Below are 13828 nucleotides of genomic sequence, written 5' to 3' on the forward strand. Positions count from 1 at the left end.
GTGCGGTCCCCGGGACCGCTGCTCATGGACCGTCGGCGCCGGCCAGGGAACGTTCGAGCTCCGGCGTCAGCCGCGGGATCGGCCGGGTGTCGTCGTCCACCGGGCGCCGCGTGGCCGCGGAGACGAACGGGCTGCGCACCGCCGCGGCCACCGCGTCCGGGTCGGCGCGGGCGGCGAGAACCCGGCCGCCCGTGTCGACGGGGGCGGCGAGCCCGACGGGGGTGACCTCGACGGCCGCCCAGCGGGCCGCACCGGCGCCGAACGCCGTCGCCGACAGCGCGGCCAGCTCGCGCCACTGCCGCCCGACGAACTGCACCCGGTGGACGTCGTCGGTCCGGGACCGGACCACCGCCCGGAAGACGACGTGCTCGGCGCGGTCGGGCACGCGGATGGCCAGCTCCACCTCGGCGCCCACGGAGGCGCCGACGCCGCGGACGCGGAGCTGCGCGCCTCCGAGCGAGACGTCGACGAGCCGCGCGGGCGCCCCGTCGACCACGGCCGGCAGTGCGGCCGGGAAGCGGTGACCGTCCCGGCGCTCGGCGGAGAAGCGCGGATCGCGGATCCGCCGGATGCCGGCCAGCACGAAGCCGAGGGTGACGCTCACCCAGAGGACCGGCACCAGCGTGGTGCCGCCCCAGCGGAGCTCGATCGGGGTCCAGCCGGCCAGGCTCGCGGCCGTGTGGAGCAGGCTGCCGGCGAGCACGGCGGCGAGTGCGAGCAGCAGCGCGGGCACCCGAGCGCGGGTCCGCTCCTCCCCGGTGCGCCCCTTCGCGGTGACCGCGAACCGGCCCGTGCCGCGCAGCACCAGCGACAGCGTCGCGGCGAGGTTGGAGGGCAGCCGGACGACCTCGAACAGCAGCGAGAAGCGCGCCGGGGCGAACCCGCGCGACAGCAGCGTCAGCGCCGCCTGCTGGAGCAGGAAGGGAACGCCGGCCATCACCGCGAACAGCGCGGGCGGTGCATCCACCGGGAAGAGCCCGGTGACCAGCACGGCGACCGGGACCAGGGCCAGCCCCAGCGTCCGCCACGAGTCGAACCACGCCGACAGCGAGTAGAGGTAGCCCAGCCGCTGCCGCAGCGTCAGCCCCGTGGCGGTGAGCGGGTTGTCGTGCCGCAGCACCTGCATCGCCCCCCGGCCCCACCGCCGGCGCTGCGCGTAGAACGCGTCCGGGCTGCCGGCCGCGAGCCCGCGGGCGAGCACCTCGTTGTGGTACGCGCTCCGCCAGCCGGCGCGGTGCAGCTTCATCGTCGTGTGGAAGTCCTCGGTGAGCGACTCCGTCGCCACTCCCCCGATCTCGCGCAGCGCCTCGGCGCGCAGGACCGCGTTCGTGCCGCACCAGAAGGCGGCCCCCGCGTGGTGCTTGCCCGCCTGGATCACCCGGTAGAAGAGCGACTCCTCGTGCAGGTCGGCGCCCGGGCGCAGGTGCTCGAACGAGCCGGTGTTGTAGAAGTGCTGCGGTGTCTGCACCAGCGCCAGCCGCTCGTCGGCGAAGTAGGGCAGCGTGCGGGTGAGGAAGTCCGGGTCGGGGACGTGGTCGGCGTCGAACACCGCGACGAGGTCGGTGCGCACCAGCGCCAGCGCGTGGTTGAGGTTGCCCGCCTTGGCGTGGTCGTGCTCGGGGCGGGTGACGTACCGCGCGCCGAGCGCCGTCACCATCTCCTCCACCTCGAGCCGGTCGCCGTCGTCGAGCACCCAGGTCTCGTGCTCGCCCTCCATCGCCAGGCAGGCGGCGACGGTCGGCAGGAGCACGTCCAGGTGCTCGTTGTAGGTGGCGATGAGCACGGTGACCGACGGCGGCGGCCCGGGGCGGGGCGCCGGCACGGTCGCCGGGGCGACGGTCCAGGTGGTCATCACGAACAGCAGCAGGGCGAGGCCGCCGTAGACCTCGAGCGCCAGGAACGGCACCCCCAGCCAGAGCGCCGGCCCCTCGGGCAGCGTGGCCAGCAGCCGCCAGGTGAGGTAGCCAGCGGTCGCCAGGACGGCGGCGACGGCCACGGCGCGCACGCCGAGGAGCCGCAGGGCGCTCTCCGGCGCCGGAACGGCGTCCCGGGTCCCGCTGGGGCGGCCCAGCGCCGCCCGTTCGATGCTCACCCCGAGGGAATCGACATCTCCCCGCGGCGCGCACATCCCCCCGAGGGGTGAGATCGACCCGCGTGCTCAGCCGGAGGTGACGCGGAGCCGGGCAGCGGTCCGATCGGCCATGTCCGCGAACTCGGCCCCCTCGTGCAGCAGCGTCCACGCCATAACCAGTTCCACCGCCGAGGGCACAGCGGCCACGTCGACGACTGCCGGCGGCGCCACGAGGTGCCGGACGCTCTCGACGAGCAGCCCGTCCCCGGGGCCACCGGCCTGCCGCTCCACCCGCCGGACGCGCAGCGCCGGGCCCGCCGGCAGCGCCACCAGGTCGACCTCGGGAGGGGCCAGCCCACGCCCGACCGTGGCGCGTTCCTGCTCGGCGAGCTCCGCCAGCCCGGTGGTGAGCCGGTACCGGTCCGCGCGGAGGGTGGCGAGGACGCCGTACCGGGGATCGGGGATCCAGAGCGCGGCCAGGTCGGGGGTTCCCTCGCGCAGGGCGGTGGCCAGCGACAGCACCTGTTCGCCGAGCGTTCCCGCCGCGGCGCCGTGGACGCCGAGGCCGTCGCAGACCGCCTGCGTCCAGGCGGCGACGGCCCCGGAGCGCGGCAGCCACACCCAGCCCGCGCCGGACGGCTCGACCCGGTAGGTCCAGTCCTGGACGGCGCCGGTCACGGGAGCCACCGGAAGGAGCCGGCGACGGCGTCGAACAGCGCGGTCAGCGGCTCGAGCAGCTCCAGCAGCGGCGTCGAGAAGCTCAGCAGCACGTAGCCGCCGCCGGGCATCGGGTGCTGGTACTGCACCACCGCCGTCTCCAGCAGCCGGCCGTCCGGTGCCGGTGCCTGCGTCCGGCGGCGCAGGCGGGCCACGGGGCCGGCCGCGAGCTCCACCACCTCGGCGGCCGCCCCCGCTCCCCCCGCGGCGAGGAAGGCCGCCTCCGCGGCGCCCGGCCGGTCCCCCGCCGGGCGCGGGGGGACGACGCCCACCGCCAGGGCGCACGCGATCGGCGGGGCGCCGTCCTGGAGCACCGGGAGGTGCACCTCGACGGTGTGGCTGTCGCTCCGGGCGGCGGCCGCGCCGTGCAGCGCGCGCGCCACCTGCGGCATCAGCCGGTCGCGGTCGGGCCGGCCCCGGGTGACCGCCCGGGCGATCCGGCGGACGTCCGCGTCCCGCTGCGCGTCGTCCAGGACCCGGATCCGCGCCCAGTCGCCGGGCACCGCGAACGTGAAGTCCCGGGGGCGGAGCGCCGTGGTCACCGTCCGGACCCGACGGGGGTGCGGGGTCCGTGGCCGCGCAGCTCCTCGCCGATCGCGCGGCCGGTGGCGGCGCTCCCGGCACCGGCCGAGGAGAGCACCGCGGCGTCGGCGAGGAACTGGCTGCGCTGCCCCGTCCGGACCACGGGGGCGGCGGTGGTCGCGGGGTGGACCGTCGGGGAGCGACCGGAGGTCACGTCGCGGAACAGCCCCGACGGGCGGTAGGCCTCGGCCCACTCCCCGCGGGTGGGCACCCAGCCGGACGGCCGGCGGGCTCGGGAAGTGAGCGCGCCGGGCACGGACCCGCCGGCCGGGACGGCCTGGTCCCGCACCGCCTGCCGGGCCTGCCGGCGGGTCATCCCCGAGGCGCGCAGGTGCTGCACCAGCGAGGGGCGGGCCAGCCCCCGGGTGCCGGTGGCGACCGCCCGGCCGGCCAGCGCGAAGGCACGGCCCACCCCGAAGGTGAGGACGCCCACCGCGTCCCACAGCACGTCCGACAGCTCCGCCCGGCCCGCCGCGTGCAGCACGGTGTTCCCCGCCAGGGAGACGGCCCCGGTGACGAACGCCAGGCCCGCGAACGCCGCGGAGAACGGCTGCAGCCCCGGGATGGCCAGCAGGAAGAGCGCGACGAGCCCGAAGATCGCCGAGAGCTTCCCGGCCCAGCCCGTGACGACGGCGACGACGTCCAGCACGTCGTCCCAGAAGCTGTCCGCGAGGTGGTCGCTGGCGCCCAGGACGTCGTCGATGGCGTCGGCCGCGGCGCTCCCCGCCGCCTGCCACTCGGCCTCCAGCGCCGCGAGCTCCTCGTCGGCCGCCCGGATGCCGGCGGTGGCGGCCGCGGCATCGTCGTGCGCCCGGCGTTCGGCGATCGGATCGGGCTCCGGCAGCGCCGCGGCGCGTTCCCTCGCCCGCCAGGCGGCATCCCGGGCGTCCTCTGCCCGCTGGGCGCGCGCGAGGACCGTGTCGGCGCCCGCCTGGACGTCGTCGAGCGTGCGCGCGTAGGCGGCGAGCGCGTCCGCCGTGCCCTCGTACCGGTCGAGGGCCTGCTCGATCGTCCCGGCCACCTCGGCGGTCCGCTCGCGGAAGGCCCGGCCGGCGTCGGACTCCCAGGTCGTCGCGCTGTCGTGGATGGTGCGGAGCGCCCTGGCCGCCGTGGTGATCGCCGCCGCCGTGTCGGCGTACCGCCGGGCGAGCCGGGCGATCGCCGCGGGGTCGCCGCCGACCGGGTCCGAGGGGCGCAGCGGCGACCAGTCACGCGGGCGGCTCACCGCTCACCGGCCAGGGCGGCGACCAGCTCGGTCTCGATCCGCTCGTACACCTCGGCGGCGTCCTGGGCGGCCTGGCCGAGGCCCTCGACCAGCCCGGCCATCTCCGTCCGCCGGCGGTCCCAGTTGCTGCCGAACTCCCGCAGCCGGTCGCGCAGCCGGTCGTGCGCGATGACGTCGCTGCCGACGTCCGCCGTGTCCCGCGCGCCGTCGAACTCCCGGTGGACGACCAGCAGGGCACGGCCGGCGTCGCGCAGGACCGGGGTCTCCACCTCGAGGCCGTCAGTCACGACGCGGACCCTAGGCGGATCCGGCTCGGGTCCGGATCCGTTGTCCACAGGCAGCTCAGGCGGTGCGGGGGCCCTCCCAGAGGTCGATGCCGGCGTCCACGGCGTGCCGGTCGATCGCGGCGAGCTCGTCCTCGGTGAACCCGAGGTTCTCCAGCGCGCCGACGTTCTGCTCCAGCTGCGCCACGCTGCTGGCCCCGATCAGCACGGTGGTCATCCGCTGGTCCCGCAGCGCCCAGGCAAGCGCCATCTGGGCCAGCGACTGCCCGCGCTGCTGCGCCATGTCGTCGAGCGCCCGGACGTGGGTGAGCGCCTGCTCGGTGAGCAGGTCCGGCGAGAGCGACTTGCCCTGACTGGCACGCGATCCCTCCGGGACGCCGCCGAGGTACTTGTCGGTGAGCATGCCCTGCGCCAGCGGCGAGAAGGCGATGCACCCGGCCCCGACGTCGGCGAGGGTGTCGAGCAGGTCCTCCCGCTCGATCCAGCGGTTGAGCATCGAGTAGGACGGCTGGTGGATCAGCAGCGGCGTCCCCAGGTCGGCGAGGATCGCCGCCGCCCGGCGGGTCTGCTCCGGCGAGTACGACGAGATGCCCGCGTAGAGGGCCCTCCCGGAACGGACGGCGGTGTCCAGCGCCCCCATCGTCTCCTCCAGCGGCGTCGTGGGGTCGGGCCGGTGGCTGTAGAAGATGTCGACGTACTCCAGGCCCATCCGCCGCAGCGACTGGTCCAGGCTGCTCAGCACGTACTTCCGCGAGCCGCCGCCCTGGCCGTACGGGCCGGGCCACATGTCGTAGCCGGCCTTCGTGCTGATGACCAGCTCGTCGCGGTAGGGCCGGAAGTCGTCCCGGAGGTGCCGGCCGAAGTTGCTCTCGGCCGAGCCGTAGGGGGGCCCGTAGTTGTTCGCGAGGTCGAAGTGCGTGATGCCCAGGTCGAACGCCCGGCGGAGGATGGCGCGCTGACGGTCGAACGGGACGTCGTCGCCGAAGTTGTGCCAGAGGCCCAGGCTGATCGAGGGGAGGTCCAGGCCGCTGCGCCCGGTGCGGCGGTAGGGCATGGACTCGTAGCGGTCGTCGGCAGCGTAGTAGGCCATCGCTGCATCCTGTCCGACCGCCCGCTCCCCCGCCCACCGGCCCCGTAGCCTCGTCCGGCGCGGTCGCCGCCGCTAGGCTGGGCGGCGCCGTCCCCGCCTCACCCCAGGAGTGCCCGTGCTGCTGCGCCTGATCGGTCTGCTGCTGGTCGTCTGGCTGGCGCTGTCGATCATCGGGGCGCTGATCGAGGGGCTGTTCTGGCTGCTGCTCGTGGGCGTCGTGCTCTTCCTGGCCACCGCCGCCTACGGCTGGTTGAAGGGCAGCAGCAAGGTCTGACCGGGCCGGTCAGTCCCCGTCTGCGTCGCCGCCGGCTCCGTCGGCGTACGGCAGCTGATCGGTGCGCCGGTCCACCGGTGGCAGTTCCGGCACCGGCTGCCCGGCCACCTGCTCGGCGGGAGCGACGCGGACGCCGGCCTCCAGGTCGTCCAGTCCGATGGCGTAGCGGTTCTCCGTCATGGGCGCACCCTCCACCCCGGCGACCGGATCGTCCAGACCGGCCCGCGCCGTGCCCGGCGTGGCCGCACCCCTCTGACGTCGGCGGCTCCCGGCCGGCACCGCCAGGGGGGTCAACCGCCGGTCGGCGCCCGCTGGGGCACGGCGACGCTGAGGAGGACGACGCTGTCCTCGTCGGCGTGCAGGCTGTGCCGGCGATCGGGGATGGGACCTGTCTCCAGCGCGCCCAGCTCCACGGCGTCCTCCCCGGAGACGAGCCGGACCTTCCCGCGCAGGACCAGCAGGCTGGCCGGGCCGGGGCTCTCGTGCTCGGCGAGCTGCTGGCCCCGCACCAGGGCGATCACGGTCTGCCGCAGCCCGTCGACGGGGTGCGGCAGGGTGCGCGCGGCGCGCTGGGCCTTCCCCGCCGCTGCGTCGGCGAGCAGCTCGGCGGCCAGCCGTTCCAGGTCCAGGGGTCGTCGGTCGTCCACGGGCCCCATCGTGCGCCGGCGTCCCGAAGGCGACCGCGCTCGCCTGGTCGCCCACGTCACCCGCCGGTCGCGGACATGGGGCGGGTGGGCGGCAGGAAGCTGGGGTCGTCGATGCCGTGGCCGGGCAGCTTGCCCAGGGTGGCGATCCGCCACCGGTCGGCCAGCTCGGTGTCGGTGGCGCCGTCGCGCATCACGGTGCGCAGGTCGGACTCCTCGCGGGCGGACAGGCAGTTGCGGATCTGCCCGTCGGCGGTGGCCGGGTGCGGTCGCAGGCTCCGCAGAACGAGCGGGCCACCGAGGCGATCATCCCGGAGGTGGCCGGGCCGCCGTCGGCAGCCAGATCCGGCGCACCCACCGCGGGCGGGTCCACACCCGCGTAGCGACGACCCGGGCGCCTCCCGGGTGACCCCCGTCGTCGGAACTCCGAGGCGATCGGCGCGGCGCGGGAAATGGTGCGGTGCGCGCCTCTCCCGCCAGGTCGGCCGCGGTCGCCGCCTCATTTCTCGCGGGCTGCGAGTAATGACCGGACGCGAGCGCGCATGCGATGATCGACGACGTTCCCCACCCGAATGGACGGCAGAACGGGGGCGGCGCTGCAGAATGGCGCCGCACTCCACGTCCGACCGCGTCGGGAATGGTCGGCCCACCGGCGGCGGAACGAGGAGAGATGTCCGATCTCGGCAGTCTGGTGAATGCCTGCCTGATGCCCGGGTTCGCCGGTCCGGACGTTCCCGGGTGGGTGCTCGACGCGCTCGGCGACGGGCTCGCCGGGGTCTGCCTCTACGGGCAGAACCTGACCGCCGGTGGCGCCGACGGGCAGGTGGCCCGCCTCGGCGGCGCGGTGCGCGCGGCGCGGCCGGACGCGCTCGTCGCCGTCGACGAGGAGGGCGGGGACGTCACCCGGCTGGAGTACCGGACCGGCAGCAGCTACCCGGGCAACCTGGCCCTCGGCGTGCTCGACGACGAGGAGGTGACCGCGGGGGTCGCCGCGGCCATCGGCGCGGACCTCCGGCGCGCCGGCGTGAACGTCGACCTGGCGCCGTCGGTGGACGTCAACAGCGACAGCCGCAACCCGGTCATCGGGGTGCGCGCCTTCGGCGCCGATCCCGGGCTCGTCGCCCGGCACGGGGCGGCCTACGTGCGCGGCCTGCAGTCGACCGGCGTCGCCGCGGCCGCCAAGCATTTCCCCGGGCACGGGGCGACCACTGTCGACTCGCACCTGGACCTCCCGGTCGTCGACGTGGACGAGGCGACGTTCCGCCGCCGCGAGCTGCCGCCGTTCGTCGCGGCGATCGAGGCCGGCGCCCGGCTCGTGATGACCTCGCACGTCGTGTTCCCCGCCCTCGACGCGGCCCCCGCCACGCTGAGCCGCCGCCTGCTGGTCGACCTGCTGCGCACCGAGCTCGGTTTCCGCGGCGTGGTCGTCACCGATGCGCTCGACATGGCCGGGGTGCGGGCGGCGCACGGCATCCCACGCGCCGCGGCGCTGTCACTGGCCGCCGGCGCCGACCTGCTCCTCGTGGGCGCCGAGGACGGCGAGGAGCACTGCGCCGCCATCCGCGAGGCGGTCGCCGGGCACCTGCGCGATGGCACGCTGACCGAGGACCGGCTGCACGAGGCCGCGGGCCGGGTGGCCGGGCTGCGTCGTGAACTGGCCTCGGCCCCGACCGTCGACGTCGGTGACGCGCCCGCCGACATCGGTGTGCGGACGGCCCGGGCGGCCCGACGGGCCCGCGACCTGCGGCAGCTGCCCGCGCCCGCGCTGGTGGCCGAGCTGCGGGCGGAGGCGAACATGGCGGTCGGCGCGGCCGGGTGGAGCCTGGCCGACCCGTTGCGGGAGCTCGGGCACCTCGACGCCCTGGTGACGGTCACGGACGGCGGCCCCACCCCCGACGCGGTCGCCGGTGCAGCGGCCGGCCGGCCGCTGGTCGTGGCGGTCCGGGACGCGTACCGGAGCCCGTGGCAGGAACGCTGGCTGCGCCGGCTGGCGCAGCTGCGGCCCGATGCGGTCACCGTCGCGCTCGGCATGCCCGACGACCTCGCGCTCGTGCCCGGGCCGGCCGTCGCCGTCCACGGCGCCTCCCGCGCCTGCACCCGGGCTGCGGCCGAGGCGCTGGTCGGCCGGTGACCGGGCGCGGGATCTCGACGCTGCTGCGCGGCGGCCGGAAGGTCGACGCCGACGGCCGGGTGGACGGCTTCTGGGTGCTCTTCCGGGGCGACACGATCGCCGCGGCCGGCACCGGGGAAGCGCCGGCCGCCGACCGGGTCGTCGACCTGGCCGGCGCCTGGCTGACCCCCGGGTTCGTCGACCTGCACGTCCACGGCGGCGGCGGGTACACCGCGGAGGACGGCCCCGACGGCATGCGCCGGGCGCTGGAGGTGCACCGCGCGCACGGCACGACCCGCTCGCTGATCAGCCTGGTCGCCGCGCCCGTGGAGCGTCTGGAGGCCTCCCTCGCCGCGATCGCCGACCTGGCCCGGTCCGACGAGCGGGTGCTCGGCGCGCACCTGGAGGGGCCGTTCCTGGCGGCGTCCCGGTGCGGGGCGCACGACCCCGGGCACCTGCGCCCACCGGCACCCGACGTCGTCGAGCGGCTGCTGCGCGCCGCCCGCGGCGCGCTGCGCTCCGTCACGATCGCCCCCGAGCTGCCCGGTGCGCTCGACGCCGCGCGCCGCCTCACCGCGGCCGGGGTCACCGTGGCCGTCGGGCACACCGAGGCCGACATGGCGTGCACCGCCCGGGCGTTCGACGCGGGCGCCCGGGTGCTCACCCACGCCTTCAACGCGATGCCCGGCCTCGGGCACCGCTCCCCCGGGCCGGTCGGCGCCGCGCTCGCCGACCCCCGGGTGACGCTGGAGGTCGTGCTCGACGGGCACCACGTCCACCCGTCGGTCGTGGGGCTGCTGTTCGCCGGGGCGCCCGCCCGGGTGGCCCTGGTCTCCGACGCGATGGCGGCGGCGGGCACCGGAGACGGCCGCTACCGCCTGGGCGGGGCCGACGTCGAGGTGCGCGCCGGCCGCGCGGTGCTGGCGGGCACCGACACGCTGGCCGGCTCGACGCTCACGCTGGACCGTGCGCTGCGTACCGCCGTGGCGGACGTCGGGCTGGACCCGGTCGTCGCCGTGACAGCGCTGACCCGCACGCCGGCGCGCGCCCTCGGCCTCGGCTCCCGGATAGGCCGGCTGGCGCCGGGCTCCGTGGCCGACGCCGTGGTGCTGGACGACGACTGGTCGGTGCGCGCGGTCTGGGCGGCCGGCCGTCCGGTCCGCTGACTCACCCGCCGGAGCCGGCCGGCTTGTGGGCGTGCGTGTGGCGGTAGTAGTCGGCCAGGCGCAGCCGGGAGGCCGCCGCCTCGTCGACGAACACGGCGGCCCGCGGGTGCAGCTGCAGCACCGACGCCGGGCACATGCTGCTCAGCGGGCCCTCCACCGCCGCGGCGACGGCGTGGGCCTTGCGCTCCCCCTGCGCCACGAGCAGGAGCTCGCGGGCCTCGAGGATGGTGCCCAGCCCCTGGGTGAGGCAGTGCATCGGCACCTCGTCGGGGGAGGCGAAGAAGCGGGCGTTGTCGGCGCGGGTGCGCGGCGCCAGCGTCTTGACCCGGGTGCGTGAGGCGATGGACGACGTCGGCTCGTTGAACCCGATGTGCCCGTTGGTGCCGATGCCGAGGATCTGCAGGTCGATGCCGCCGGCCGCGACGATCGCCCGCTCGTAGCCGGCCGCCGCCTCGGCCAGGTCGGCCGCGCGGCCGTCGGGCACGTGCACCCGGGCCGGATCCAGCCCCAGCGGCCGGGTGACGGTCCGCCGGATGACCGAGGCGTAGCTCTCCGGGTGCTCGGGCGGGAGGCCGACGTACTCGTCGAGGGCAAAGCCGCGGACGCCGGAGACGTCGAGCTCACCGGCGGCGACCTGACGGGCGAGCTCGGCGTAGAGACCGAGCGGCGAGGACCCGGTGGCCAGACCCAGCACCGCGTCGCGGCGCCTCCGGACGACGGCTGCGACCCGGGCCGCAGCCTCCCGGGCCACGTCGTCCGGGCCGGGCAGGATCACGACCTCCATGCGTCAGGATCCCACCGGCTCGACCACACCGGGCACCCCGCCGCGGGCGCACACCGCCGCACCCACCGGTGCCACCGGGAGGTCGCGGGGCACCAGCTGCACCCGCTCGGGGACGGCGAGGCTCTGCAGGAACGCCGACCCCGCGGCCTGGCGCCCGGCGGCGGCCACCACCGCGTCCAGCAGCGGCGGGCCGACGTCGGCCACCCCGCCGCCCAGGACGACGTGCTCGACGTCGCAGGTGAGCACGAGCAACCGCACCGCCGTCGCCACGGCGTCGGCGAACCGGTCCCGGACCACGACCGCCCGGCGGTCCCCCGCCGCGGCGGCGGCGAAGAGGTCGGCGGCCGCCGGCCGCGCGGACCGGACGGGCCACGCGAGGTCCAGGGCGGCGCCGGAGGCGTACAGCTCCAGGCAGCCCAGCTGACCGCACGGGCAGCGGTGCCCGGCCGGGTCGTACGGGAGGTGGCCGATCTCGCCGGCCGCGCCGTGCCGCCCGCGCCGGAGCTCGCCGCCGAGCAGCAACCCCGCGGCCACGCCGGTGCCCAGGGCCAGCAGCGCCAGGTCCCCCGGCAGCCCCAGCAGCCGGGCGGCGCCCACGGCCGCGGCGTTCAGGTCGTTCTCCAGGACGACGGGAACCCCGTCCAGGCGGGCGGCGAGCACCGGCGCCAGGTCGACCCCGCGCTCGTGGATCCCCAGGTTGACCGCGTAGGACAGCCGCCCGGTGGCCGGGTCGACCAGCCCCGGCACCCCGGCGCCGACCCCCGCCAGCGCCCGCGGCGCCACGCCGGCATCGGCGCACAGCCGGCGCACCACCTCCTCGGCGGTGTCGACGACGCCGGGCACACCCGGGCGGGTCGGCACCCGCAGGGTCCGCAGCACGTCCCCGTCGGGGCCCAGGAGCACGCCCAGGACCTTCGTCCCCCCGATGTCGAGCCCGACCGAGCAGCTCCGAGCGCCGGACCGGTGCGCGCTCACCCCTTCACCGCCCCGGCCACCAGCCCGGCGCTCATCCGCTTCTGCACGAACAGGAAGAACACGATGACCGGCACGGAGATGAGCGTGGCCCCGGCCATGACGACGCCCCAGTCCGTGGCCCGGTTGGCCTCCACCAGGCCCTGCAGCCACAGCGGGAGGGTCCGCTGGTCGGGATCGGTCATGACCACCAGGGCCAGCGTGTACTCGTTCCAGGCCTGCAGGAACCCGTAGACACCGGCGGCGACGAGGCCGGGCGCCAGCAGCGGGAAGGTGATGCGGAAGAAGGCCCCGGTGCGCGAGAGACCGTCCATCATCGCGGCCTCCTCCAGCTCCAGCGGCACCCCGGCGACGAAGCCCCGCAGCATCCACACGGTGAACGGCACGATCGCCGCCACGTAGACGATGGTGAGCCCCAGGACCGCGTTCACCAGGCCCCAGCTGTCCAACATCTGGTACTGGGAGATGAACAGTCCCTCGGCCGGGATCATCTGCACCACGAGAACCGTGAGGATGAACGACCGGCGCCCGCGGAAACGGAATCTGCTGATCGCGAGCGCACCCAGGAATGCGAACAGGATGGCGACGACGAGGGTGAGGCCGGTGACCGCCAGCGACACCTTGAAGGCAGCGTAGAAATCAGGGTTCGTCAGCACGTTCCGGAAATTCGACAGGGTGCCCCCGAATGGCAGGAACGACGGCTCGCCGGTACGCATCCGATTCGTCGGCAGGAATGCGCTGTTGACCATCCAGTAGATTGGGAAGACCCACACCAGCGCGACGGCGACGGCGAGCAGGCCGAGCAGCCGCCGCCCCGTCCCGCCGCCGCGGGTGCGCCGCCGGGCGGGTGCGGGGGCACCCGTGTGCGCGGGGCTCACACCTCCTCCTTCAGCATCCGGCGGATGTAGAAGACCGTGAGCACGAAGGTGATGACCAGCATGATCGTGGCCATGGCTCCGGCCATCGAGAACTCCTTCGCCAGCGAGTAGATGTAGGTGCCGAGCAGGTGGGTCTCCCGGGTCGGTGCCCCGGCCCGCTGCAGGACGTGGATCTGGGTGAAGACCCGCAGGTCCCAGATCACCTGGAGCAGGGCGACGACGAGCAGCACGGGCGCCACCATGGGCAGCGAGAGGTGGCGCAGCCGCTGCCAGGCGTTGGCGCCGTCGAGCTGCGCGGCCTCCACGCACTCCTCGGGCACCTGCAGCAGCCCGGCGTAGACGGTGAACACCACGAAGGGCACCGACATCCAGACGACGATGACGGTCGCCACGAGGTAGAACGAGGCCGGCTCGATGATCCAGGAGTGGTGGCGCATCCCGGCCATGCCCAGCGGCTCGGCGAGCAACCAGTTGATCACCCCGTACTGCGAGTCGAACAGCCACTGCCAGACCGTCATGGTGGCGAGCACCGGCGTCCCCCAGGCCAGCAGCAACCCGACCTGGAGAGTGATGCGGGGACCGCGGCCCACCCGGGTCAGGAGGACCGCCAGGGCGATGCCGACCAGCATCGTCAGCGCCGCGTTGACCAGGCAGAACAGCACGGACCGCCCGATCACGCCCCAGACGTAGGGGTCCGACAGCAGCTCCGTGTAGTTGCGCAGCCCCACCCACTCGGCCGGCCGGCCGAACTGCTGGGCCAGCCCGTACTCCTGGAACGAGAGCACGAACTGCCGCACCAGCGGGTATCCGAGGCCGACCGCGACGGGGACCAGCGCGGGCACCAGGAGCAGGTAGGGCCCCAGGCGGGAGCGCAGCGACCGGCGCCGCCGCGGGCCGGGCGCGGCCGCCGGAGCCGGGTGGACCGGTGGGACGGCGGCGCGCGGCGGTGCCGGCGGGAGCACCGCCGCGGGGGACGTGCGGGATGTGGACACGGTTCCTCCGGGGCGTGGGAGCGGGGGCGCGGCCGCCGC

The 13828-nt window shown here is 76.0% G+C and carries 16 protein-coding genes; 3 read left to right on the top strand and 13 right to left on the bottom strand.

Annotation, left to right across the window (positions count from 1 at the left end; all coding sequences use genetic code 11):
- Nucleotides 1–22 precede the first annotated feature (22 nt).
- The 6 genes from ACI79Q_RS04795 to mgrA all read right to left on the bottom strand — a co-directional run bounded on the left by ACI79Q_RS04795 (nt 23) and on the right by mgrA (nt 5969).
- The gene (locus tag ACI79Q_RS04795; protein ID WP_456612419.1) at nt 23–2092 is read right to left on the bottom strand and encodes a glycosyltransferase; all 2070 of its coding nucleotides are present in this window, start codon (nt 2090–2092) and stop codon (nt 23–25) included.
- Between the two features lie 66 nt (nt 2093–2158).
- Nucleotides 2159–2749: a hypothetical protein gene (locus ACI79Q_RS04800; protein ID WP_456614289.1), complete on the bottom strand. Its 591-nt coding sequence runs from the start codon at nt 2747–2749 to the stop codon at nt 2159–2161.
- Nucleotides 2746–3330 (bottom strand): hypothetical protein, encoded by a 585-nt coding sequence (locus tag ACI79Q_RS04805; RefSeq protein WP_456614290.1) that lies wholly within the window; start codon nt 3328–3330, stop codon nt 2746–2748. Before ACI79Q_RS04805 ends, ACI79Q_RS04800 begins: the two co-directional genes overlap by 4 nt.
- Nucleotides 3327–4595 carry a hypothetical protein gene (locus ACI79Q_RS04810; RefSeq protein WP_456614291.1) on the bottom strand — a complete coding sequence of 423 codons (1269 nt, stop codon included), beginning with the start codon at nt 4593–4595 and terminating at the stop codon, nt 3327–3329. The genes ACI79Q_RS04805 and ACI79Q_RS04810 overlap by 4 nt, the downstream gene beginning before the upstream one ends.
- Nucleotides 4592–4882, bottom strand: coding sequence for a hypothetical protein (locus ACI79Q_RS04815; protein WP_456614292.1), 291 nt, complete (start codon nt 4880–4882; stop codon nt 4592–4594). Before ACI79Q_RS04815 ends, ACI79Q_RS04810 begins: the two co-directional genes overlap by 4 nt.
- Nucleotides 4883–4937: 55 nt before the next feature.
- Nucleotides 4938–5969 (bottom strand): L-glyceraldehyde 3-phosphate reductase, encoded by a 1032-nt coding sequence (gene mgrA, locus ACI79Q_RS04820; RefSeq protein WP_456614293.1) that lies wholly within the window; start codon nt 5967–5969, stop codon nt 4938–4940.
- A 115-nt stretch (nt 5970–6084) separates the two neighbouring features.
- Here mgrA and ACI79Q_RS04825 point away from each other — a divergent pair, with 115 nt between their 5' ends.
- Entirely contained in the window at nt 6085–6243 is a 159-nt protein-coding gene (locus ACI79Q_RS04825) for a hypothetical protein (protein ID WP_456589407.1), read from the top strand.
- A 9-nt stretch (nt 6244–6252) separates the two neighbouring features.
- On the opposite strand, the gene ACI79Q_RS04830 is transcribed toward ACI79Q_RS04825, so the two are convergent.
- The 3 genes from ACI79Q_RS04830 to ACI79Q_RS04840 form a co-directional block, all read right to left on the bottom strand.
- A complete protein-coding gene (locus ACI79Q_RS04830) occupies nt 6253–6423 on the bottom strand; it encodes a hypothetical protein (RefSeq protein WP_456598741.1) in 171 nt (56 codons plus the stop codon).
- A 110-nt stretch (nt 6424–6533) separates the two neighbouring features.
- Entirely contained in the window at nt 6534–6890 is a 357-nt protein-coding gene (locus tag ACI79Q_RS04835; RefSeq protein ID WP_456614294.1) for a LuxR family transcriptional regulator, read from the bottom strand.
- 56 nt (nt 6891–6946) lie between these two features.
- Nucleotides 6947–7084, bottom strand: coding sequence for a hypothetical protein (locus tag ACI79Q_RS04840; RefSeq protein ID WP_456614295.1), 138 nt, complete (start codon nt 7082–7084; stop codon nt 6947–6949).
- A 473-nt stretch (nt 7085–7557) separates the two neighbouring features.
- Between ACI79Q_RS04840 and ACI79Q_RS04845 the strand changes: the two genes are divergently transcribed.
- Both ACI79Q_RS04845 and nagA read left to right on the top strand, forming a co-directional pair.
- Nucleotides 7558–9018, top strand: coding sequence for a glycoside hydrolase family 3 protein (locus ACI79Q_RS04845; protein WP_456589403.1), 1461 nt, complete (start codon nt 7558–7560; stop codon nt 9016–9018).
- Nucleotides 9015–10163, top strand: a complete 1149-nt coding sequence (nagA, locus tag ACI79Q_RS04850) for an N-acetylglucosamine-6-phosphate deacetylase (protein WP_456589402.1) — start codon at nt 9015–9017, stop codon at nt 10161–10163. The genes ACI79Q_RS04845 and nagA overlap by 4 nt, the downstream gene beginning before the upstream one ends.
- A gap of 1 nt (nt 10164) precedes the next feature.
- On the opposite strand, the gene nagB is transcribed toward nagA, so the two are convergent.
- Genes nagB through ACI79Q_RS04870 form a run of 4 tightly spaced genes read right to left on the bottom strand, consistent with a single transcriptional unit; the run spans nt 10165 to nt 13789 of the window.
- The gene (gene nagB / locus ACI79Q_RS04855; RefSeq protein WP_456598743.1) at nt 10165–10947 is read right to left on the bottom strand and encodes a glucosamine-6-phosphate deaminase; all 783 of its coding nucleotides are present in this window, start codon (nt 10945–10947) and stop codon (nt 10165–10167) included.
- A gap of 3 nt (nt 10948–10950) precedes the next feature.
- Complete coding sequence (locus ACI79Q_RS04860) at nt 10951–11922, bottom strand: ROK family protein (protein ID WP_456598744.1); 972 nt, start codon at nt 11920–11922, stop codon at nt 10951–10953.
- Nucleotides 11919–12797, bottom strand: a complete 879-nt coding sequence (locus ACI79Q_RS04865; RefSeq protein ID WP_456589399.1) for a carbohydrate ABC transporter permease — start codon at nt 12795–12797, stop codon at nt 11919–11921. Before ACI79Q_RS04865 ends, ACI79Q_RS04860 begins: the two co-directional genes overlap by 4 nt.
- Nucleotides 12794–13789, bottom strand: coding sequence for a carbohydrate ABC transporter permease (locus ACI79Q_RS04870; RefSeq protein WP_456612426.1), 996 nt, complete (start codon nt 13787–13789; stop codon nt 12794–12796). The genes ACI79Q_RS04865 and ACI79Q_RS04870 overlap by 4 nt, the downstream gene beginning before the upstream one ends.
- Between the last annotated feature and the right edge of the window lie 39 nt (nt 13790–13828).

Source organism: Blastococcus sp. SYSU DS0828 (genome assembly GCF_054050975.1).